The sequence below is a fragment of the Sphingomonas sp. MA1305 genome (assembly GCF_016107325.1).
Classification (GTDB): domain Bacteria; phylum Pseudomonadota; class Alphaproteobacteria; order Sphingomonadales; family Sphingomonadaceae; genus Sphingomonas.
This window is the reverse complement of record NZ_RCVT01000002.1, coordinates 334,208-355,661: the sequence shown is the minus strand read 5'-3', so window position 1 is coordinate 355,661 and position 21,454 is coordinate 334,208. Positions and strand designations below refer to the sequence as shown.

The 21,454-nt window shown below is 69.7% G+C and carries 21 protein-coding genes; 11 read left to right on the top strand and 10 right to left on the bottom strand.

Features of this window, described 5'->3' with window-relative positions:
* Positions 1 to 118: 118 nt before the first annotated feature.
* The 4 genes from pgeF to lgt all read right to left on the bottom strand — a co-directional run bounded on the left by pgeF (position 119) and on the right by lgt (position 3,698).
* Positions 119 to 901, bottom strand: coding sequence for a peptidoglycan editing factor PgeF (pgeF, locus tag D9601_RS09595; RefSeq protein ID WP_198353776.1), 783 nt, complete (start codon positions 899 to 901; stop codon positions 119 to 121).
* Complete coding sequence (locus D9601_RS09590) at positions 898 to 1,407, bottom strand: GNAT family N-acetyltransferase (protein ID WP_198353775.1); 510 nt, start codon at positions 1,405 to 1,407, stop codon at positions 898 to 900. Before D9601_RS09590 ends, pgeF begins: the two co-directional genes overlap by 4 nt.
* Positions 1,404 to 2,390 carry a class I SAM-dependent methyltransferase gene (locus D9601_RS09585; protein WP_232474121.1) on the bottom strand — a complete coding sequence of 329 codons (987 nt, stop codon included), beginning with the start codon at positions 2,388 to 2,390 and terminating at the stop codon, positions 1,404 to 1,406. The genes D9601_RS09590 and D9601_RS09585 overlap by 4 nt, the downstream gene beginning before the upstream one ends.
* Positions 2,391 to 2,801: 411 nt before the next feature.
* Positions 2,802 to 3,698, bottom strand: coding sequence for a prolipoprotein diacylglyceryl transferase (gene lgt, locus D9601_RS09580; RefSeq protein ID WP_332837963.1), 897 nt, complete (start codon positions 3,696 to 3,698; stop codon positions 2,802 to 2,804).
* Positions 3,699 to 3,765: 67 nt separating this feature from the next.
* Here lgt and D9601_RS09575 point away from each other — a divergent pair, with 67 nt between their 5' ends.
* The 4 genes from D9601_RS09575 (at position 3,766) to phbB (ending at position 10,654) form a co-directional block, all read left to right on the top strand.
* Complete coding sequence (locus D9601_RS09575) at positions 3,766 to 5,475, top strand: class I adenylate-forming enzyme family protein (protein ID WP_198353773.1); 1,710 nt, start codon at positions 3,766 to 3,768, stop codon at positions 5,473 to 5,475.
* Between the two features lie 1,107 nt (positions 5,476 to 6,582).
* Entirely contained in the window at positions 6,583 to 8,787 is a 2,205-nt protein-coding gene (locus D9601_RS09570) for a molybdopterin cofactor-binding domain-containing protein (protein ID WP_198353772.1), read from the top strand.
* Between the two features lie 49 nt (positions 8,788 to 8,836).
* Positions 8,837 to 9,835: a ferrochelatase gene (gene hemH / locus D9601_RS09565; protein ID WP_198353771.1), complete on the top strand. Its 999-nt coding sequence runs from the start codon at positions 8,837 to 8,839 to the stop codon at positions 9,833 to 9,835.
* Between the two features lie 96 nt (positions 9,836 to 9,931).
* A complete protein-coding gene (gene phbB / locus D9601_RS09560) occupies positions 9,932 to 10,654 on the top strand; it encodes an acetoacetyl-CoA reductase (protein WP_198353770.1) in 723 nt (240 codons plus the stop codon).
* A gap of 88 nt (positions 10,655 to 10,742) precedes the next feature.
* Here phbB and D9601_RS09555 read toward each other — a convergent pair whose 3' ends face one another.
* Positions 10,743 to 11,111, bottom strand: a complete 369-nt coding sequence (locus tag D9601_RS09555; RefSeq protein WP_198353769.1) for a glycine zipper 2TM domain-containing protein — start codon at positions 11,109 to 11,111, stop codon at positions 10,743 to 10,745.
* Between the two features lie 167 nt (positions 11,112 to 11,278).
* Here D9601_RS09555 and D9601_RS09550 point away from each other — a divergent pair, with 167 nt between their 5' ends.
* Positions 11,279 to 12,295 (top strand): esterase-like activity of phytase family protein, encoded by a 1,017-nt coding sequence (locus tag D9601_RS09550; protein WP_198353768.1) that lies wholly within the window; start codon positions 11,279 to 11,281, stop codon positions 12,293 to 12,295.
* Between the two features lie 84 nt (positions 12,296 to 12,379).
* Here D9601_RS09550 and rpmB read toward each other — a convergent pair whose 3' ends face one another.
* Positions 12,380 to 12,676, bottom strand: a complete 297-nt coding sequence (gene rpmB, locus D9601_RS09545) for a 50S ribosomal protein L28 (protein ID WP_198354441.1) — start codon at positions 12,674 to 12,676, stop codon at positions 12,380 to 12,382.
* 179 nt (positions 12,677 to 12,855) lie between these two features.
* Here rpmB and D9601_RS09540 point away from each other — a divergent pair, with 179 nt between their 5' ends.
* Complete coding sequence (locus D9601_RS09540; RefSeq protein WP_198353767.1) at positions 12,856 to 13,059, top strand: hypothetical protein; 204 nt, start codon at positions 12,856 to 12,858, stop codon at positions 13,057 to 13,059.
* A 61-nt stretch (positions 13,060 to 13,120) separates the two neighbouring features.
* A complete protein-coding gene (locus D9601_RS09535; RefSeq protein WP_198354440.1) occupies positions 13,121 to 13,549 on the top strand; it encodes a nucleoside deaminase in 429 nt (142 codons plus the stop codon).
* 48 nt (positions 13,550 to 13,597) lie between these two features.
* On the opposite strand, the gene D9601_RS09530 is transcribed toward D9601_RS09535, so the two are convergent.
* Complete coding sequence (locus D9601_RS09530; protein WP_198353766.1) at positions 13,598 to 14,272, bottom strand: OmpA family protein; 675 nt, start codon at positions 14,270 to 14,272, stop codon at positions 13,598 to 13,600.
* Positions 14,273 to 14,442: 170 nt separating this feature from the next.
* Between D9601_RS09530 and D9601_RS09525 the strand changes: the two genes are divergently transcribed.
* Complete coding sequence (locus tag D9601_RS09525; RefSeq protein ID WP_198353765.1) at positions 14,443 to 15,744, top strand: hemolysin family protein; 1,302 nt, start codon at positions 14,443 to 14,445, stop codon at positions 15,742 to 15,744.
* A gap of 25 nt (positions 15,745 to 15,769) precedes the next feature.
* On the opposite strand, the gene D9601_RS09520 is transcribed toward D9601_RS09525, so the two are convergent.
* The 3 genes from D9601_RS09520 to purD are packed head-to-tail and all read right to left on the bottom strand — an operon-like array spanning position 15,770 to position 18,856.
* Entirely contained in the window at positions 15,770 to 16,867 is a 1,098-nt protein-coding gene (locus tag D9601_RS09520; protein WP_332837962.1) for a sialidase family protein, read from the bottom strand.
* Entirely contained in the window at positions 16,864 to 17,538 is a 675-nt protein-coding gene (locus D9601_RS09515; protein WP_198353764.1) for a hypothetical protein, read from the bottom strand. The genes D9601_RS09520 and D9601_RS09515 overlap by 4 nt, the downstream gene beginning before the upstream one ends.
* Before the next feature lie 58 nt (positions 17,539 to 17,596).
* Positions 17,597 to 18,856, bottom strand: coding sequence for a phosphoribosylamine--glycine ligase (gene purD / locus D9601_RS09510; protein ID WP_198353763.1), 1,260 nt, complete (start codon positions 18,854 to 18,856; stop codon positions 17,597 to 17,599).
* Between purD and xseA the strand changes: the two genes are divergently transcribed.
* From xseA to D9601_RS09495, 3 genes are read left to right on the top strand one after another with little or no spacing between them, the layout of a single operon-like run.
* Positions 18,855 to 20,258, top strand: a complete 1,404-nt coding sequence (gene xseA, locus D9601_RS09505) for an exodeoxyribonuclease VII large subunit (protein WP_198353762.1) — start codon at positions 18,855 to 18,857, stop codon at positions 20,256 to 20,258. The two genes, purD and xseA, sit on opposite strands and share 2 nt — an antisense overlap.
* A gap of 11 nt (positions 20,259 to 20,269) precedes the next feature.
* Complete coding sequence (locus tag D9601_RS09500; RefSeq protein WP_198353761.1) at positions 20,270 to 20,470, top strand: DUF2093 domain-containing protein; 201 nt, start codon at positions 20,270 to 20,272, stop codon at positions 20,468 to 20,470.
* Entirely contained in the window at positions 20,467 to 21,318 is an 852-nt protein-coding gene (locus D9601_RS09495) for a M23 family metallopeptidase (RefSeq protein ID WP_198353760.1), read from the top strand. The genes D9601_RS09500 and D9601_RS09495 overlap by 4 nt, the downstream gene beginning before the upstream one ends.
* Positions 21,319 to 21,454: the final 136 nt, after the last annotated feature.

The following is a 21,454-nucleotide window of genomic DNA, read 5'->3' as shown; positions in this document are numbered from 1 at the left end:
GCGACAGCGGCCCCTCCTTCGCCAGATTGATGAATCGGTGCCGCTCCCAACGCGGGACACCTCCGCGTCCTCCGCGCCAACATCCTTCTTCTTCGCGTCTTCGCGTCTTCGCGCGAACCTAATTCGCGACCCCGATCACGCTGATCTGCCGCCCGTAATCCGCCTCCCTCCGATGCGTCGCACGGCGGAAGCTGAAGAACCGATCCTCGTCGGCATAGGTGTCGAGCCCCAGCGCCTCGACCCGCACAACCCCCGCCGCGGCGAGACGATGCGCCACATAGGCCTCGAGGTCGAACTGGTGATGCCCCGCCCGGCCATCGACGAAGAAGCGCTCGTTGGCCGGATCGGCGGCGGCGAAGCGCGCGAGGAACGCATCGTCGACCTCGTAGCTCGCCCGCGCGATGCAAGGCCCGATCGCGGCGACGATCCGGCCGCGGTCGGCGCCGAGCGTCTCCATCGCGGTCAGCGTCGCATCGGTGACGCCGGCCAGCGCCCCCTTCCACCCCGCATGCGCCGCGCCGACTACGCCGGCGGCGGGATCGGCGAACAGCACCGGCGCGCAATCCGCGGTCAGGATGCCGAGCAGCAGTCCGGGCCGGTCGCTGACCAGCGCATCGGCGCGCGGCCGCGCCGCCTCGTCCCAGGGCGCGGTCACCACCAGCGCATCGGCGGAATGGACCTGATAGGGCGTGACCAGCGTCGCGCCGGGCAGCACTGCGGCCGCGGCGCGACGCCGGTTCTCCGCCACCGCCGCCGGATCGTCGGCGGACCCCAACCCGACGTTGAGGCCCGCCGTGGCGCCCTCCGACACGCCGCCGCGCCGCCCGAGGAAGCCGTGCGGCACCGCGCCAAGCGCGCGGGCGCGGATCACCTCCACCCCGTTCGAATCGCTCGCGGTCACAGCGCCAGCCGCATCAGATCGTCCTCGTCGCGATGGTTGCCGACCATGAAGTCGTAGCGGCCGACCGTCTCGAACCCGTAGCGTTCGTAGAAGCGCCGGGCACGGTGATTGTCGACATAGACCGACAGGAACAGCTCGCCCGCGCCGCGCTGCCGCGCGGTGGCGATCACCCAATCCATCATCGCCTGCGCCAGGCCGCGGCCATGCTGGTCGGCGGCGAGGTACAATTGCCGCAGCTCGATCATCGGGCCCGTCGGAGTCACGGGAAGCGAATGGGGCCCGAGCTTGGCGAAACCGACCAGCCGGCCATTCTCCTCGGCGAGCAGGAAGGCGAAGGCGGCGTCCGCGATCTCGGCGCGCCAGCGTTCCAGCGTCAGCCCGTCGAGGAAGGCGGCAAGATCTTCCGGCGCATAGAGATGCCCGAAGGTCGCGGTGAAACAGTCGCGCATCAGCGCGGCGACCGCCGGCGCGTCGGCGGCGCGCGCCGGGCGCAAGGTCGCGCTCATGCGCCGAATCCCGCCGGCACCGGCCAGTCGCGCTGCGTCAGCGCCAGCGCGCGGAACAGCTCGCCCATCTCGCCCATCAGCCGGTTGCGGTCGGCGAGCACTTGCCCCTGCCGCTCCGGCGTCGCCCGCGCCAGCGCGCTGGTCCGCGCGTCGATGCCGAGCTGGCCGAGCAGGTCGCGCTGGCTGACCGGTCCCCAGGCGACCGCGCCCGCTGCCTGTGCCGCGGCGGCGAGCGTGGCGAAATCGACGTGGGCGCTGAGGTCGACCTCGCCCGGCGTGTCGAAGGGATTGGCGAAGCCGTGGCCGCGCACCGCCTGCAGCGTGTCGCCCAGCGCCGGCCCTTCATAGCCATAGTCGATTCCGAGCAGCGCGCCGCCCTGGCCGGCGATCCGGCCGGCGAGCGTGCGGACGATGCCGACCGCCGCCGGCGACGTTTCCAGGATCGCACCGGCGGGGGCGTCGCGCAGCCGCTCGGGCAGCAGCTCGCCCGGCACCGGCTTGCCAGCGATCGGCAGGAACAACGTATCCTGGCAGGCGACCAGCCGCTCGTGCCACGCATCGCTGCGCCGGATCAGCTGGCGGATCGGCAGCGCGTCGAAGAATTCGTTGGCGACGACGATCAGCGGCCGGTCGGTCGGCAGCGTCTCGACCGAATCATGCCAGTGCGCGTCGGCGAGTCGCTCCGCCTGCGCCGCGCGCAGCGTCGGGCTCGTCTCGACCAGATGGACCGGCGGCGTCAGCCCGGCACGCGCCATCGCCCGGCGCGCATCGGCGGCAAGCGTGCCGCGGCCCGGCCCCAGCTCGACCCAGGCGATCTCCGGCCGGCCGGCGCGGTCCCACAAATCGGCGCACCACAGGCCGACCAGCTCGCCGAACATCTGGCTGATCTCCGGCGCGGTGACGAAATCGCCGCCCGGCCCGAGCGGATCGCGCGTCGCATAATAATGCGCATTGGCCGCCGCCATGAACTGCGACACCGGCATCGGCCCGGCGAGCGCGATCGCGCGCGCGAGTCGCTCGGGCAGGGGGCCGTCGTCGGGGGGAGAAGAAAGCGTCACGCGCGACGAAATGACGGCGCAGGGGGCGCGGCGCAAGGGCACTCTCACTCCCGCCGCTACCGTCATCCCCGCGCAGGCGGGGATCCAGACGCACAGGTCCCCGCTTGGGTCGCACCGGCCGCGCCTCCGGCCTCCCGCCTGCGCGGGAAGGACGGAAGTGAGCCGGGAGGAGCCCACCCATTCGTCATCCCGGCGGAAGCCGGGACCCATGGACCCGGCGCGGCTGCCGTAGCGCACTAACCCGCGAGGCCATCGCCACCATGGGTCCCGGCTTCCGCCGGGATGACGTTTGGGAGCGTAGGCGCCCTCGGTCTTTCGAGCGCGGGCGAGCCCCCCCTAAGCCACGCTCTCCGTCCCCCAGGTCGGCTCCACCCGTACGCGGCGCTTCGGCGCGGTCAGCATCAGGTACAGGCCGCCGGCGATCATCGGCACGCACAGCCACTGGCCCATATGGATGTGCGTCGCCTCGATGAAGGTGCCGCGGAACTGCGCGTCCGGCTCGCGGAAGAATTCCACCGTGAAGCGTGCGATGCCATAGCCGAGTACGAACAGGCCGGTGAGCCGCCCCGGCTGGTAGCGCGCCTTGGTCCGCCAGAAGGCGAAGGCGAGCACCGCGAACAGCAGCACGCCCTCCAGCGCCGCCTCGTACAGCTGGCTCGGGTGGCGCGCCGGCTCGGGCACGCCGAACGGCACGGTCCGGTCGAAGACGATCGCCCAAGGCACGTTCGCCGGCTTGCCCCACAATTCGCCGTTCACGAAATTGGCGAGCCGCCCGAAGAACAGGCCGAAGGGCACGCAGCAGGCGATATAGTCGTGCACGCGCAGCCAGTTGAGCCCGTGTTTGCGCGCGAACAGGATCAGCCCGATCGAGGTGCCGATCACCCCGCCATGGAAGCTCATGCCGCCGTCCCACAGCCTGAGGATGCGGATCGGGTGCAGGATCATCTCCGGCGCGTAGAAGATCACATAGCCGATCCGCCCGCCGAGGATGATGCCGAGCGTCGCGTAGAAGACGAGGTCGTCGGCATGGCGCCGCGCCATCGGCGCGCCCGGCTGGGCGAGCAGCTTCAACAGATACCACCAGCCGATCAGGATGCCGGCGATATAGGCGAGGCTGTACCAGCGCAGCGTGAAGACGCCGATCGAGAAGACGTCGGGGTGCAGCCCGAGGTCGTCGAAACGGATGTGGCCGGCCGCGGGTGCGGCAGCGGCGGCGAGGACGGACAGGATCACGGGCTTCCCCCAGGGCTTTGCCGTCTGCATAGTGGCGCAAACAGATAAGACCAAGCGGAGAGGTTTGATGCGGACCGAACTCGACCAGCGGATGGATGCGACCATGGCCGCGCTGACCGCGCCCGGCGGCATGCTGGCGCTGACGAAGGTGGAGCGCCCCTGGGGCAGCCTGCCCGCGATCGCCGCGGCACCGCCCAGCCTGCCGCTCTATTTCGCCCATTATTGCGCCGAACATGCCGACAAGACGCTGATCGTCGCCGGCGCGGAGCGGCTGAGCTTCGCCGAAACTTATGCGCTGGCGCAGCGCGTCGCCCGCGCCCTCGTCGCCGGCTATGGCATCGGCAAGGGCGACCGGGTCGGCATCGCGATGCGCAACTCGCCGTCGTGGATCGTCCTCTACATGGGCATCGTCATGGCGGGCGGCGTCGCCACCCTGCTCAACGGCTGGTGGCAGGCGGAGGAACTGGGCGAGGCGATCGTTGCGGTCGATTGCGCCCTGGTCGTCGCCGACGGGCCGCGCGCCGAGCGGATCGCCGCCGCCCCCGGCGTCAAGCCGGCGATGGTGACGATCGAGGACCGGCTGCCGCTCGCCCAGGCCCTGGAGCCGGTGATCGCCCGCGACGTCGCCGACACCGCTCTGCCCGCGGTCGGGGCGGAGGACGATGCGACGATCCTGTTCACCTCCGGCTCGACCGGCAAGTCGAAGGGCGCGGTGTCGCAGCATCGCGCCGTGGTGCAAGGCACCTTCAGCTTCCTGTCGCAGGCGCTGATGATGCTCGCCATCGCCACCGCCGACGGCAATGCGCCGACCATCCAGCCGGCGACGCTGCTCACCCTGCCGCTGTTCCACGTCACCGCCGAGGTGACGGTGATGCTGCAGAGCTTCGCCATGGGCCGCAAGCTGGTGCTGATGCCGAAATGGGATGCGCTGGAGGCGATGCGCCTGATCGAGGCGGAACAGGTCACCTATTTCGTCGGCGTGCCGCTGATGAGCTTCGAGATTCTCACCCATCCCGAGCGCCACCGCTTCGACCTCAGCACCGTCACCGACTTCGCCGCCGGCGGCGCGCCGCGCCCGGTGGAACACGTCCGCCGCCTCAACGAGGAGCTGGGCGGGCCCGCCCCCCTCATCGGCTATGGCCTGACCGAGACCAACGCCGTCGGCGCGGGCAATTGGCGCTCCAACTATCTCAACAAGCCGGCGAGCACCGGCCGCCCGTCGGCGCCGCTGGTCGAGATCGCCATCCTCGACGAGGCCGGCGCGCGCCTGCCGCAGGGCGGACGGGGCGAGATCGCGATCCGCTCGATCTGCAACTTCCGCGGCTATTGGAACAATCCGGAGGCGACCGCGGCCTGCATCACCGCCGACGGCTTCTTTCGCACCGGCGACCTCGGCTATCTCGACGACGACGGCTATGTCTTCATCGTCGACCGCGCCAAGGACATCGTCATCCGCGGCGGCGAGAACATCGCCTGCCAGGAGGTCGAGGCCGCGCTCTACGCCCACCCCGCGGTGGCGGAGGCGGCGGTGTTCGGCCTCGCCGACGAACGCTATGGCGAGGTGCCGGGCGCGGTCGTCCACCTGCGCGAGGGGGAAGGAGCGGGTGGGGGCGTCGACGAGGCGGCGCTCCGCGCCTTCCTCGGCGAACACATCGCCGCCTTCAAGGTGCCGACGCGCATCTGGCTCTCCGCCGTCGCGCTGCCGCGGCTGGGCACGGAGAAGATCGACAAGGTGTCGCTACGCAACACGTACCGGGCGCTGGCGGCGGCGGCCTGAGGGGAGCCTGTCGGGCCGTGGGTTGGAAGGGAGCGGATCGCGTGCGGCCTGCTTTCCCAATACGACGGTGTTTCGCGAAAGCCGACGCCTCGCCGGCTGCAGCTAATCGTTTCTCGATAGTTCCACGTAAACTAAAATATCCTTCCAAGAGTCGCCAACCCTCTTCCCCTTACCCACGATGCGCTTGTAAAAATGGAAGAAGTCAATAATGAAGTCCTTTGTCAGTCCGGCGTGCGGCCGCTTCGACTCAAAAAGTGTTGACCACCCTGTGGACCAAGTTATTGCCGCGACGATATCTAAATCGGCGTAGCGCTTCTCCTCTTCTGAGGTGAGGTCCCCCATTCGCCAAGAGCAGCAGCTGGAGAATATATTTCTGCCATCCTCGCTAGAAATTGCAAACTTTGTGTAGTCCCGGAGGTATGTGATGCTAGGACGCAACCCCGTTGTTAACTCTTGGATCGACAAGTCCCAATCGTTAATTTGAAAGCGGTGCCGCGGGATGCGTTCGGCGCAATTGAAACGCTCAACCACAGAGGCATCATTCATTAGGTCCATTCCCAATTAGTCACGCGGTGATATGGGCTACATGTTGGGCAGATTTGGCATACCGTTCGGTTACACGACTTTCACGTTTGCGGCTTCCCGAAAACAAAGGTTTCGTGGGGAAGCCGGCAAGGCCGGCTCAGCCACGTCGATCCTGACGGCGTGCTTCCAAAAACCTATTCCTGGTTGCATTCTCTCAAAACTAAAGGTCGGGGAGGGGGAAGCGGGAAGGATCATGCTGGACGAAGGGTAACTACTCAGGCCCGCGTGTTAGGGGCGAGGGCAGGCTACAGACGCAGCCGGTCCTCAATTATCGCTGTCCTACAAACAGGGCCGTCGCTAGACTCAGCCGATTTCGACCGCTCTTTTGATCGTCCAGATTTCTTCTGTCGCGCCCTCGCGTAGAGGTGCGACCTTTGAGACTTTTCGGGTCTCCGTGTAACAATCGTTCGCGACCGGGAGCGAAACCATCCGCGTCAGGCGTCAAATCTGTCAAGACTCGCCGCAAAGCCATGCTCCCGCAACGCCTTCCCACCACCGCCGCACACCGGTAGAGCCGCGGGCATGGCAGTGATCAGCAGGCGCGGGGTGATCGTCGGCGGCGGCGCGGGCGTCGGGCTCGTCGTCGCCTGGGCGCTATGGCCGCGCCGCTACCAGCCCAATCTCGCCGCCGCGCCGGGCGAGAGCCTGTTCGGCGCGTGGCTGAAGATCGGCGACGACGGCCATGTCACCGTCGCGGTGCCGCAGCTGGAGCACGGCCAGGGCGTCTACACCGCGCTGCCGCAGCTGGTCGCCGACGAGCTCGGCGCCGATTGGCGGACGATCGCGGTCGAGCCGGCGCCGCTCAACCCGCTCTACGCCAATCCGCTCGCGCTGACCGAGCTGTTCGAGGGGCAGTTCGACCGCGTGCCGCAGCGGCTGCGCGACACGCTGGCGGAGCGCGCGACGCTGATGCTGACCGGCGGCTCCACCTCGATCCGCATGTTCGAGGAGGGCGCGCGCGAGGCGGGGGCGGCGGCGCGGGCGCTGCTCTGCAAGGCGGCGGCGGCGCGCTGGAACGTCGGCTGGTCGGATTGCGTCGCCGAGGGCGGCTTCGTCCGTCACGGCACCCAGCGGCTGCGCTTCGCCGAGCTCGCCGCGGCGGCGGCGGCCGAGAGCCTGCCCGAACCGCTGCCGCTCGGGGTGCAGGGCGCGGGGCGGCTGGCGGGGCGGGCGGTGCCGCGGCTCGACGTGCCCGCCAAGGTCGACGGCTCGGCCGGCTTCGCCGGCGACATCCGCCTGCCCGACATGGTCCATGCCGCGATCCGCCAGGGACCGATCGGCGACAGCCGGCTGGTCGGGCTCGATCGCGCCGCGGCGGACCGTATCCGCGGCGTGTTGGCGGTGGTCGAGAATCCGCGCTGGGTGGCGGTCGCGGCGACGACCTGGTGGGCGGCGGAGCGGGCGCTGGCCGCGATCCATCCACGCTTCGCGACGCCGGGGCCGGCGGTCGACGATGCCGGGATCGCCGCCGCGCTCGACGCGGCGCTGGCGCGGCAGGGCGCGGCGCTCGGCCGGATCGGCACGGTCGGCGACCGGCTGCAGGGGGGCGGCGTGATCACCGCCGATTATGCCGCCGCTCCCGCGCTCCACGCCGCGCCGGAGACGCCGAGCGCCACCGCCGCCTATCGCGACGGCCGGCTGGAACTGTGGCTGGCGACCGGCGCGCCGGCGGTGGCGCGCGCCGCGGCGGCGCGGGCGGCGGGCCTGTCGGAGGGGGCGGTGGTCGTCCACGTCACGCTCGCCGGCGGGCGCTCCGCGGCGACCTTTGACCCGCGGGTGGCGGAGCAGGCGGCGCTGCTGACGATGCGGCTGAAGCGGCCGGTCTGCCTCAGCTGGTCGCGCGGCGAGGAGATCGTGCAGGACACGATGCGCGCCCCGGCCCGCGCCAGGCTGTCGGCACGGCTGGCGGCGAACGGCACCATCGCCGCCTGGGGCGCGAAGATCGCCGCACCGGCGACCGGCCGCGCGCTGGCGGCGCGACTGCTGCCGTCGGGCTTCGTCACCGCGGCGAGCGGCGCCGGCCATGCCGATCGCTATGCGGTGGCCGGCGCGATGCCGCCCTATGCGATCCCGGCGGTGGCGATCGACCATCATCCGGCCGAGCTCGCCCTGCGCACCGGCCACGTCCGCGGCGGCGCCCACGGCTACACCTGCTTCTTCACCGAAAGCTTCCTCGACGAGCTCGCCCGCGCCGCCAATTCCGAACCCCTGTCCTACCGGATCGGCATGCTCGGCGGCAATGCGCGGCTGGCGCGCTGCCTGTCGACGGTGGCGGCGCTGGGCGGCTGGGACGGCGGTGGACCGGGCAGCGGCCAGGGCATTGCCTGCCATGCCTTCCGCGGCAGCTTCGTCGCGGTGCTGGCGGAGGCGGAACTGGCCGAAGGACGGCCGCGTGTCGGCCGGCTCGTCGCCGCCGTGGACTGCGGGCGGATGGTCAACCCGGATCTGGTGCTGCAGCAGATCGAGGGCGGGCTGCTCGACGGGCTGGCGATGGCGCTCGGCGCGTCGTGCCCGATCGCTGCCGGCCTGCCGACGCACCGCCGGCTCGGCGCGCTTGGCCTGCCGCGGCTCGCCGATTCGCCGGATATCAACGTCGAGCTGATCCGCTCCGACGAAGAGGCGGGCGGCGTCGCCGAGCTGGCGGTGCCGCCGGTCGCGCCGGCGGTGGCCAATGCGCTCTTCTCCGCCACCGGCCGGCGCTGGCGCCACCTGCCGCTGCGCGCCTGAGCGCCGCGACGCTGGATCAAGCCGGGCGCCGGCGCGTATAGGCGTGGTCATGCTGCCCCCCGCCGACCACCCCGCCATTCCGCCGCGCAAGGTCGGCGTGCTGCTGATCAACCTCGGTACGCCCGACGGCCCCGACGCCAAGTCGGTGAAGCGCTATCTGGCGGAATTCCTGTCGGATTCGCGGGTGGTGGAGATCCCGCAGCTGCTCTGGCAACCGATCCTGCGCGGCGCCATCCTGACCACCCGGCCGAAGAAGAGCGCCCACGCTTACGGCCTGGTCTGGCGCGAGGACGGCTCGCCGCTCGCAGCGATCACCCGCGCCCAGGCCGCCGGGCTGGCCGGTGCGTTCGGATCGAACGTCGTCGTCGATTGGGCGATGCGCTACGGCAATCCGGCGATCGCCGACCGGCTCGCCGCGCTCAAGGCGCAGGGCTGCGAGCGTATCCTGCTCGCCCCGCTCTACCCGCAATATTGTGCCGCGACGACCGCCACCGCCAATGACAAGGCCTTCGCCGCGCTCGCCGAGATGCGCTGGCAGCCGGCGATCCGGACGCTGCCGCCCTATTATGACGACCCCGCCTATATCGACGCGCTCAAGGCGTCGGTCGAGGCGCAGCTCGCCGCCCTCGACTTCACGCCGGACGCGCTGCTGGTCAGCTTCCACGGCATGCCGCAGCGGACGCTCGAGCTCGGCGATCCCTATCATTGCCATTGCCAGAAGACCGGCCGGCTGCTCGGCGCGGCGCTGGGGCGCGAGGTGGTCGTCGCCTTCCAGTCGCGCTTCGGCCGCGCCAAGTGGCTCGGGCCGGCGACCGACGAGACGCTGTCGGCGCTGCCGGGCAAGGGCGTGAGGCGGGTCGCGGTGGTCGCGCCGGGCTTCTCCGCCGATTGCATCGAGACGCTGGAGGAACTGGCGATCCGCGGCCGCGAGAGCTTCGAGGCGGCGGGCGGCGAGCGCTTCGCCTATCTGCCCTGCCTCAACGACAGCGCGGTCGGCCTGGCGATGCTGCAGGCGCTGCTCGCCCGCGAATTGATGGGCTGGGCGTAAACCTCGCGTCGGACATCGAAAGTTACGGCCCGCGCCATTGCCGTTTAGCCACGGCGGCCGTAGCGTCAGGATAGCACCGATACGGGAGAGGTTCTGATGGCACGGGTGGCGATCGTCACGGGTGGAACGCGCGGGATCGGCGAGGCGATCAGCCTGGCGCTCAAGGACGCCGGCGCGACCGTCGTCGCCAATTATGCGGGCAACGAGGAGCGCGCCAAGGCCTTCACCGATCGCACCGGCATCGCCGCCTATCGCTGGGACGTCGCCGACTACGACGCCTGCCAGGACGGCTGCGCGCGCGTCGCGGCAGAGGTCGGCCCAATCGACATCGTCGTCAACAACGCCGGCATCACCCGTGACGGCACGATCCTGAAGATGGACTATCAGGCGTGGAAAGAGGTGATCGACACCAATCTCGGCGGCTGCTTCAACATGGCCAAGGCGGTGTTCGCCGGCATGCGCGAGCGCAAATGGGGGCGGATCGTCAACATCGGCTCGATCAACGGTCAGGCCGGGCAGTACGGCCAGGTCAATTACGCCGCCGCCAAATCCGGCATCCACGGCTTCACCAAGGCGCTGGCGCAGGAGGGCGCACGGTTCGGTGTGACGGTCAACGCGATCGCGCCGGGCTATATCGACACCGACATGGTCGCTGCGGTGCCGGGCGACGTGCTGGAAAAGATCGTCGCGCGCATCCCGGTCGGTCGGCTCGGTCAGGCCAGCGAAATCGCGCGCGGCGTCGCCTTCCTCTGCTCGGAAGAGGCAGGCTTCGTCACCGGATCGACGCTCAGCATCAACGGCGGCCAGCACATGTACTGACGGCGACACCGCCGTCACACAAAGGGGCCGGCTCTCGCGAGCCGACCCCCGCCCCCGTTACGCTACGCGGGAGACTTTGACTGCCGGTTCAGCGGCAGTATCCGGGACGATCCGAGCGCTCGACCGCGCGGCCGGCGAGGGCACCGGCACCGGCGCCGAGCACCGTGCCGAGCGTGCGGTCACCGCGGGTATCGATCGTGCGACCGAGCAGGCCACCGGCGATCGCGCCGACGATGGTGCCGGTCGTGCCGCTGTTGCAGCGACGGTCGCCCCGATCGCGATAATAGCCGCGGTCGCCGCGATAGACGCGGTCCTGATAATAGCCGCGGTTGTCGCCATAGCCGCGGTCGTAATAACGGTCGCCATAGTAACGCTGCGCGGCAGCGGGGGCGGCGGGAACGATCGCGCCGGCGGTCATGGTCAGCGCGGCAGCGGCGAGGCTCAGGGTCTTCAGCATGGGTCTTCTCCCGTGTTCGTTTCGACTTCGGCGGCGGGTCGGGCCAAGGCGCCATTCCGTCGTCGATGATGCGCTTTTGCTCGATTCGCGTTGAGCCGACCCTGAATGCGTGCGTTATCGCGCGTTCAGGCTTTCGCCCCGCGCCCGGCTGCCTATGAGGCTGGCCTATGAGGGCGGTGGTACGCATCCTGTTCGTGATCCTGGCGGTATCGCTGGTCGTACCCGGCTGGACCGGCGAGCCGCGGCTGGCCTTGCTCGGCGACCGTCCCCAGCTGATCGCGAGCAGGGTCGCGCTCGACCCGCATGATCCGAGCCGCACCCGCCTCGGAGCGCTGACCTATCTGGGCGGTGTCGTCCTGCGCAGCCTCGATCCGGCGTTCGGCGGCTATTCGTCGCTGGCGGTGGTGGGTGACCGTTTCACCCTGCTGAGCGACGGCGGCAATGTCGTCGCCTTCACGATGGGGGGAGACTGGCGCCCGCGGGCGCTGGCATTCCGCAACCTGCCAGCCGGTCCGGGTATCGGCTGGGACAAGCGCGACCGCGACACCGAATCGCTGGTGCTCGATCCGGCGACCGGCCGGTCGTGGATCGGCTATGAGAATTACAATGCGATCTGGCGCTATGCCCCTGGCTTCGCGCGCGCAGAGCGCTGGCGCAACCCGCCGGCGATGAAGAATTGGCCGGTCAACGGTGGTCCCGAATCGCTCGCCCGCCTACCCGACGGACGATTCGTCACGATCAGCGAGACCGGGCATGTGCCGCCGAGTCGCTGGCATGGTTCGCGTCGCGACCGGCTGCGCACCCGCGATGCGTTGATCTTCGCCGGCGATCCGACGCTTGGCAGTGCGCCGTCCTTCTTCGCCTATGCACCGGAGGGGAGGTTCGATCCGGCCGATGCCACCGCGCTGCCCAACGGCGACCTGTTGGTGCTCGAACGCGACTTCCGTTTGCCCTACCGCTTTCACAATCGGCTGGCGCTGATATCCGCCGCGCAGATCCATGCCGGGGCGATCGCCCGGGGTCGCACGCTCGCCTATCTCGATGCGCCGCTGATCCACGACAATTTCGAAGGCATCGCGGTGAGCCGCGAGGGCGGGGCGACGATCATCTGGATCGTCTCCGATGACAATCAGTCGCTGCTGCAGCGCACGCTGCTGCTCAAGTTCCGGCTCGATCCGCGCTAGTCGTCGAGCTTGCCGCAAACGCCGACAGCCCGCCGTTCCGGTGTTGAACGGCGGGCCGATCGGGCGTGTCGGTCGAAAGGAGGCTTAGGCCGCCTGAGCGGCGGACAGCTTCTTGACGATGTCGCGCTTCAGACGGCGGCAGCGCAGCGACAGCTTGTCGTCATTGGTCTTGACCAGCCAGTTGTCGAGGCCGCCATTGTGCTCGACCGAACGCAGGCCATGCGTCGAGACGCGCAGGCGCACGCTCTTCTCCAGCGCGTCCGAGATCAGCGTCACGTTCTGCAGGTTGGGCAGAAACGTCCGCTTGGTCTTGTTGTTGGCGTGGGAAACGTTGTGACCCACCTGCCGGCCCTTGCCGGTCAGCTCGCAAATGCGCGACATCGCTTTGATCCTGAATTTCGCTTCGGGTTCCGGTTGCCCGGAAAGTCGGCGCCGATAGCGGTTGATGGGCATTTCGTCAACCTGGCCGTCGCGTTGCGGTCATGGCGACGTGCGATGCAACCGGCGTCGGACGGACTCGTTGTTACGCCCGTGAACCATTTTAGGGAAGGGGTGCCGGAATGCGTACGTTGCTCGCTCTGGTCGGGATCATCGCGCTGGTGGTGATCGCACTGATGTACTTCGGCTTCATCAACATCGACCAGACCCGCCCGGCCGTGGTCCAGGCGCCGCAGTTCAAGGCGGACGTCGCGCGGGTCAGCGTCGGTACCGAGAATAAGACCGTCGCCGTGCCGACCGTCGACGTCCAGAAGCCGGCGAACTGATCTTTACCCCCGACTATCGGGTCGGCACAGCGGCGGAACCATGATCCCGTTGCCGCCCCCGATGCGCCAGGCGCTCGATGCCGCCCGCGAGGCGGCGGATCAGGGGGAGGTGCCGGTCGGTGCGGCTTTGGTCTGGCAGGGCGCGGTGATCGCGGTCGCAGCAAACGCGCCGCGAGCCCTCTCCGACCCGACGGCGCATGCGGAGATGCGCGTGATTCGCGCCGCGGCGGCGACCTTGTGCCGGGATCGCCTCGAACAGGCGGAATTGTGGGTGACGCTGGAGCCGTGCGCGATGTGCGCCGGCGCGATCGCCCATGCCCGCATCGGCCGCCTCTATTATGCGGCAAGCGATCCCAAGGGCGGGGCGGTCGAACACGGCCCACGTTTGTTCGGCCAGCCGACCTGCCACCACCGTCCCGACGTCTATGCCGGGATCGGCGAGGGCGAGGCGTCGACGCTGTTGCGCGATTTCTTCGCCGCGCGACGCTAGCGCCGGCCCCCTCCCGCCGGTGGGAGGGGGCTAGGGACAAGCCGCCGCTTACTGGCGCAGGTCGCTCTGGTTGATCGGCACGATCTTGATCTCGACCCGGCGATTCGCCGCGCGGCCGGCATCGGTGTCGTTCGATGCGATCGGCTGGCTCTCGCCGAAGCCACGCGTGCCGATACGCGCCGGCTGGACGCCGCGGCTCGATAGATAATCGGCGACGGCGACCGCACGGCGTTCCGACAATTGCTGGTTGTAGGCGTCGGAGCCGGTCGAATCGGTGTGGCCGTACACGTCGATATAGGTCTGGTTGTACTGGGCCAACGTATCGGCGACCTGGTCCAGCGTCCGCTGGAACTGCGGCTGCACCGCCGCGCTGTCATAGGCGAAGGTGATGCCCGACGGGATGTTGAGCAGCAGATTGTCGCCCTCGCGCACCACCTGCACGTCGGTGCCGCGTGTCCGCGCCCGCAGGTCGCGCTCCTGCTTATCCATATAAGCGCCGATGCCCGCGCCGGCGAGGCCGCCGATTCCGGCGCCGAGGATCTTCTCGGTGCGGTCGCGCCGCCCGCCGACGAGGTCGCCGAGCACATAGCCGCCCAGCGCGCCGCCGATCCCGCCGATCGCCGTCTTCGACAGGCGCCGCTCGCCCGTTTCCGGGTCGGTGGTGCAGGCGCTGGTCGCGACCAGCGCGGTCAGCGCGGCGGCGGCGAGGATGTTGCTCTTCATATCGTCCCTTTCCTGATCGGTCCTTAGAACACAGGTCCGAAGCGGCTTGTTCCGCCTGCGATCTGAACCGGCCATGACGCGGCCGCCGTGGCAGGCAAGCTTTCCGGCACGCACCGGACGCAGGCCATTGTCGTTGTCGCCGATGTCGGGCAAAGAGCGTCGACACGCCGATGGCTCCGCTCCCGCCCTTCCCCTGGATCGACGTCCTCATCATCCTCGCGCTGGTCGCCCTCAACGGCGTCTTCGCGATGAGCGAGCTGGCGATCGTCTCGTCGCGCAAGGCGCGGCTGGAGGCGATGGCGCGCAGCGGGCGCAGCGGCGCCGCAACCGCGGTGACGCTGGCCGCCGATCCCGGCAAGTTCCTGTCGACGGTGCAGATCGGCATCACCCTGATCGGCATCCTCGCCGGCGCCTATTCGGGATCGAGCCTCGGCGGGCCGACCGCCGCACGGCTGCAGGCCCTGGGCCTGTCACAGCATAGCGCGGAGACCGCCGGCTTTGCGCTGGTCATCGGCCTGACGACCTATGCCTCGTTGATCATCGGCGAACTCGTTCCCAAGCAGTTCGCCCTGCGCAAGCCGGAAACGGTTGCGGCGCTGGTCGCGGTGCCGATGCGCTGGATCGCGATCGGCTGCGCGCCGCTGGTCTGGCTGCTCGATTCGTCGAGCGCGCTGGTCTTTCGCCTGATCGGCCTCAATCGCGAATCGGAAGACCAGGTGACTGCCGAGGAGCTGCATCTAATCGTCGCGGAAGCATCCAAGTCCGGCGTGATCGAGGAGCACGAGCGCACGATCATCTCCGGTGTCGTCCGTCTTGCCGACCGGCCGGTGCGCGAGGTGATGACACCGCGGACCGAGGTCGACTGGCTCGACGTCAACGCCAGTGCCGACGAGGTGCGCGACGCGCTGCTGGCGTCCCCGCATACCCGGCTGCCGGTGGCGGAGGGGTCGATCGACGCGGTGGTCGGCGTGGTTCAAGCCCGCGACATCGCCGGCGCCCTGTTCCTCGGCAAGCCGCTCGATCTGGCACAGCTAATGCGCAAAGCGCCGGTGGTGATCGACCGGATCGATGCGATGGACGCGCTGATCGAACTGCGCCAGGCCGAGGTGCCGATGGCACTGATTCACGACGAATACGGCCATTTCGAAGGGATCGTAACCCCGTCCGACCTGCTGGCAGCGATCGCCGGCGAATTCGTCTCGGACGCCGATCCCGACGACGCGCCGTCGTTGGTCGAGCGAGACGATGGCTCGTTGCTGGTCGCCGGTACGATGGCGGCCGATGCCTTGGCCGAACGGCTCGGCATCGACCTGCCCGAAGACCGCGATTATGCGACCATGGCCGGCTTCGCCCTGGCCGCCTTCCGCCATCTACCGGGCGAGGGCGAGCATTTCGAGGAACAGGGCTGGCGGTTTGAGGTCGTCGACCTCGACGGCCGCCGGATCGACAAGCTGCTCGTCAGCCAGGTCTGATCTGGTCCTGCCGGGGCGGAACCGTCTACTTCAACCGCCGCGGGTCGATAACGACGTGGCGGATGCGCGTCCGATTCCAGGTGTAGGTGACATGGACCAGCCCGTCGTGGGTCTGGATCACCGCGGGATAGGCATAGCCGTCGGGCATCGGCGCCGATTCGAGCGTCAGTACGGGGCGCCAGCGCACGCCGTCGTCGGACAGCGCGACGTTGAGCGGCCAACGCGGGCCGTCGCCGGGCCGGTCGGGCCAATGACCAGCGTGATTGTAAACGATCAGCTGTCGCCCGTCCGCCAGCGTCACCGCATCGGTGCCGGCATTGGGGTTGGGCAGGTCGATCGCGGCGAGCGGCGACCAGCTGCGTCCCGCGTCGCGCGACCAGCTCATCGCCAGCGCGCCCTGGCGGGTGCGCGCGACAATCTCCAGCCGCCCGTCCGGATAGTGCAGCACGCTCGGCTGGATCGCCTCGATTCCCATCGGCGACGCGATCGGCGGCAGCGCTGTCCAGTGGATGCCGCGGTCGGTCGAGCGTTCCATGCGGACGAACCAACGATTGCGTTCGGGCGTGCCCTCCTCGCGGCTGGACGGCGCGATCCAGGCGCCGTCGGACGCGACCGCCATCTTGTTCTTGATCGGGCCGAGGATGCCGTCGGGCAGCCGTTCGGCCGCACCCCAATGGCGCCCCCCGTCGGTGGAACGGCGCACCATGCCCCACCATGCGCGCGGGTTCGGTCCGACCTTGTAGAACAGCAACAGCGGGCCGCCCGGCGATTGGAACAATACGGGATTCCAGGTCGGATAACGGGGCTGGCCCGGCGTGACGCCGTCGGCGACCACGATCGGCCGCGCCCAGCCATGACGCGGATCGCGGCGCGCGAACCAGATGGTGACGTCCGGTCGGCCCTCGCCGCTGCCGCCGAACCAGGCGGCGGCGAGCGCACCATCGGCCAGCTCGACGATCGTCGACGCATGCGCCTGCGGATAGGGCGGGGCCGGGTCGATAAACTCGCTCAGCACGATCGCGGCTGGGCGGACCACGGCGCCCGTCTCGGCATGAGCGGCCATGACGGCAACGCCGGTGAACGCTGCCGCTGCTGCGGCAAGCAATGGGAAAGTGCGGCTCACAGTCGGCCGAAGACCGCCTCGAAACCCTTCACGTCGCCGGCCGCGAGCAGCCGCGCTTGTTCGACCCAGCGGTCACGGCTCAGTCGGCCGCGGAAGGTGCCGAGTTCCGCATCCAGCGCCGCAGCCTCGTCATCGCTCAGCACCGCCAACTGACCGACGCGGGTGATGCCGAGTTCGGCAAGCCGCGTCGCGACCTTGGGGCCGAGGCCCTTCAACTGCGTCACCGACGCATCGTTGGGGTCGCCGGCGCTGTCCGTCGACGGAGCCGAGATGGCTTCCTGCTGCGGCGCGGCCGTGAGGGGGGCATTGGCGGCGATCGGTTCGTCGGCGAGTGGCTGCGTCGCGGCGGGATCGGCATCCGCCGGGGGGGGCGCCGGACGTATCGGCGGCTGAACCGTCGCGGGCATTTCGACGTCCTGATGCGTCGGGGCCGACGCGGACGGTTCGGTTGTTGCCGTCGCCGCGGGCGTGTCGCGACGCACCTCCTCGTTATGCGCGACGATCTGCCGCTCGGCGGCCTTGCGCCGTGCCTTCAGTCGAGCCCCCCAGACCAGGCCAAGGATCGCCAGGAGCGCGAAGATGCCGATCACCACCAGATGGGCGGTGGTGAAAAGCGTGGTGGTGTCGGGCAACAGGCTGCTGCCGGGAGCCGAAGTGGCGCTGTCGTTCATGCGATCATCCTAACGTCGCTGCGTCGGTCGGCAAAGATTGTCGTCGCAAGACGGTCGGTCAGCGCGCCAGTTCCCGCCAGCCGATGTCGCGGCGGCAGAAGCCGTCGGGAAAGCGGATCGCATCGATCCCTCGATAGGCGGCGTCGCGCGCGGCGCGGATGTCCGGCCCCGCCGCGGTGACGGCGAGCACCCGGCCGCCGGCGGCGACGAGACGGTCGCCGTCTTGGCGCGTGCCGGCCTGGAAGACCGTCGCGCCCGTCTCCTCCGCCGCGTCGATCCCCGCGACCGTGCCACCCGCGGCGGGCGTTCCCGGATAGCCGCGCGTGGCCAGCACCACCGTCATCGCGACATCGTCGGTGAACGCCGCGGGCGCGGCCGTATCCAGCCGCCCCTCCGCCACGGCGAGCAACAGGGCGACGAGGTCGCCGCGGAACCGCAGCATCAGCACCTGGCATTCGGGATCGCCGAACCGCGCATTATATTCGATCAGCTTCGGCCCGGTCGGCGTCAGCATCAGCCCGGCGTAGAGCACGCCGCTGAACGGCATGCCGTCCGCCGCCATCGTCCTGACTGTCGGCGCGACGATCTCGTCGATCGCGCGGCGTTCCAGCGCGGGGGATAGTACCGGGGCGGGGCTGTAGGCACCCATGCCGCCGGTGTTGGGGCCGGTGTCGCCCTCGCCGACGCGCTTGTGATCCTGTGCGCTGCCGAACGGCATCAGCGTCGTGCCGTCGGTCAGCACGAACAGACTCGCCTCCTCTCCGGTCAGGAATTCCTCGATCACCACCGGGGCGTCGCCGGCCGCGAACATCGCGTCGAACGCCGCCGTCGCCTCCGCCTCGCTGGTGGCGATCACCACGCCCTTGCCCGCGGCGAGGCCGTCCGCCTTGATCACGACCGGATAGCCGAACGTCGTGGCCAGCGCGGCCTCCGCCTCGGCGCGATTGCCGACGCGGACATAGCCGGCGGTCGGGATGTCGGCGCGGCGGCACAGATCCTTAGTGAACCCCTTGGATCCCTCCAGCTGCGCCGCCGCCTTGTTGGGGCCGAATACCGCTATGCCCGCCGCGCGCAGGCTGTCGCCCAGGCCGTCGACGAGCGGCGCCTCGGGACCGATGATGACCAGGCCGATCGCATGATCGCGCACGAACGCAATGACGTGCCCGTGATCCGTCGCATCGAGGGCGACGCAGGTCGCATGCTGCGCAATGCCGGGGTTGCCAGGCGTGGCATAGAGCGTATCGAGGGTCGGCGACTGTGCCAGCCTCCACGCCAATGCGTGTTCGCGGCCGCCGGAGCCGACCAACAGGACGTTCATGCCCGATCCCTTTCTCGATGACGATCCGCGGCTGCTAGCCGAGCCGCGCCCCGGCGACAACGCGCTCGCGCTGTCGGTCGGCGAGCTCAGCTTCAAGCTCAAGCGCATGGTCGAGGGCGAATTCAGCCATGTCCGGCTGCGCGGCGAGATTTCCGGCTACAAGCGCGCCGCCTCGGGCCATGCCTATCTCTGCCTGAAGGACGATCAGGCGGTGATCGACGGCGTGATGTGGAAGGGGCAGATGGCCGGCCTGGCCTTCGCGCCGCAGGACGGCGTCGAGGTGATCGCGACGGGCAAGCTGACCACCTATCCGGGCCGGTCGAAATATCAGATCGTCATCGAACGGATGGAGCTGGCGGGCGCCGGCGCGCTGATGGCGCTGTTCGAAAAGCTGAAGGCCAGCCTCGCCGGCGAGGGGCTGTTCGATCCGGCGCGCAAGCGGCGCCTGCCCTATCTGCCGCGCACGATCGGCGTCGTCACCTCGCCAACCGGCGCGGTGATCCGCGACATCCTCCACCGGCTGGAGGACCGTTGCCCGACGCACGTCATCGTCTGGCCGGTCAAGGTGCAGGGTCAGGGCGCGGCCGACGAGGTCGCAGCCGCGATCCGCGGCTTCGACGCCCTGCCGGCGGACGGGCCGGTGCCGCGGCCCGATCTCGTCATCGTCGCCCGCGGCGGCGGTTCGATCGAGGATTTGTGGGCGTTCAACGAGGAGGCGGTGGTGCGGGCGGTTGCCGCCTGCACCATCCCGATCATTTCCGCGGTCGGGCACGAGACCGACACCAGCCTGTGCGATTATGCCGCCGACCTGCGCGCGCCGACGCCGACCGCGGCGGCGGAGCTGGCCGTGCCGGTGCTCGCCGACCTGCGCCTGACGGTGCAGAGCCATGCCGCGCGGACGCTGCGTTGCGCCAGCCGCTATGTCGAGCGCGGGCGCGAACGACTGACGGCGATGGCGCGGTTGTTGCCGAAGCGCGACGCGCTGCTCGGTCCGCAGCGCCAACGCGCCGACGAGGCCGGGCAGCGGCTCGACCGCGGCCTCGAGCGGCGCGTCGCCAGCGCCCGCAGCCAGCTCAACCGGGCGGGGGGCGCGGTACGCCCGGCGCTGCTGCAGCGGCAATGGGAGCGACAGCGCGATCGGCTGGCGGCGACCTGGCGGCTGGCGGCGTCGCTCAATCCCGACGCGGTGCTCGACCGCGGCTATGCCCGGGTGACGACGCGGACCGGCGATACGCTGATCAGCGCCGCCGCGGCGCGCGAGGCGGGGGCGCTGACGCTGCGCTTCCGCGACGCCCCGCTCGACGTCGTGGTCGACGGCCCGACCGTGCCGACCGGCAAGGTTGAGGCAAAGCGGGCGCGCCCCTATGTTGCCGCCAAGCCCGATCAGCCGACGCTGCTCTGACAGGATCTCGCATGCTCGTTTCCAATTCCGACCGGCCTGCGCGGCTGCACTATATGGCCAACGGCTTCCGTGTGCTCAGCCCCGGCGACCATGTCACCTGCGCGGTGACCGGCGCGCGTATCCCGCTCGACCTGCTGCGCTATTGGAGCGTGACGCGGCAGGAGGCCTATGCCGGCGCCGATCAGGCGAGCGAGGCCCTGCGCCCGCAATGAGGCGATGGGCCGCCGCGGCGCTGCTCGCGCTGGCCGCCGCGCCGACCTTGGCGCGGCAGGCAGAACCGGTCGCCGGCCAAGCCGCAGATGCGCTGTTCCGCTGGAGCGGTACCGCGAGCCAGGGCGGCCTGATCCATATCATTGCGCCGATCGGCACGACGACACTGACTCTGGATGGCGTAGCGGTGCCGCTCGCCGGCCGCGACGGCCTGATCGGCTTCGATCGCGATGCCGGTCCCGATGCGGTGCTGACCGCGACCCTTGCCGACGGTCGCAGCGTCAGCCAGCATATCGCCGTCGCGCCGCGCGCGTGGCGGATCGAGCGGCTCGATACGCTGCCGCGCTTCCCCGCCCCCGATCCCGTCTTTGCGCAATTGCGCCCGCCCGAACTCGCCCAGATCGACGCCGCGCGGCATCGTCGCACTGAAGCGCAAGGCTGGCGCCAAAGCTTCCTCTGGCCGGCGACCGGGCGTATCTCCGGTCTGTTCGGGGCGCAGCGTGTCTATCGCGGCGAGCCGGGCAGCTACCACGGCGGCACCGACGTCGCGCTGCCGACCGGCACGCCGGTCCGGGCGCCGGCGGACGGGATGGTGGTGCTCGCCGCCGAAACGCCCTTTACGCTCGAAGGCCATCTGCTGATGGTCGACCACGGCATGGGCCTGTCCAGCGCCTTCCTACATCTATCGCGGATCGACGTGCGTGTCGGCGACACCGTGCGGCAGGGGCAGGTGATTGGCGAGGTCGGCGCTACGGGACGCGCGACGGGGCCGCACCTGCATTGGGGCTTACGCTGGCTGGACGCGCGGCTCGACCCGATGCTGGTCGCCGGACCGATGCCGACGCGATAACGCCTGCACGCGGATGCAGCATTTTTGCTGTGTCTGCTCAGCAAACTAGCAATTTTGCGTCGCGAAACCGGCCAAAGCCTGCCGTTGTGTGGCTTTTTCGGCACATTGGTCATGAAAGCTTCATGTTCCGATGAAC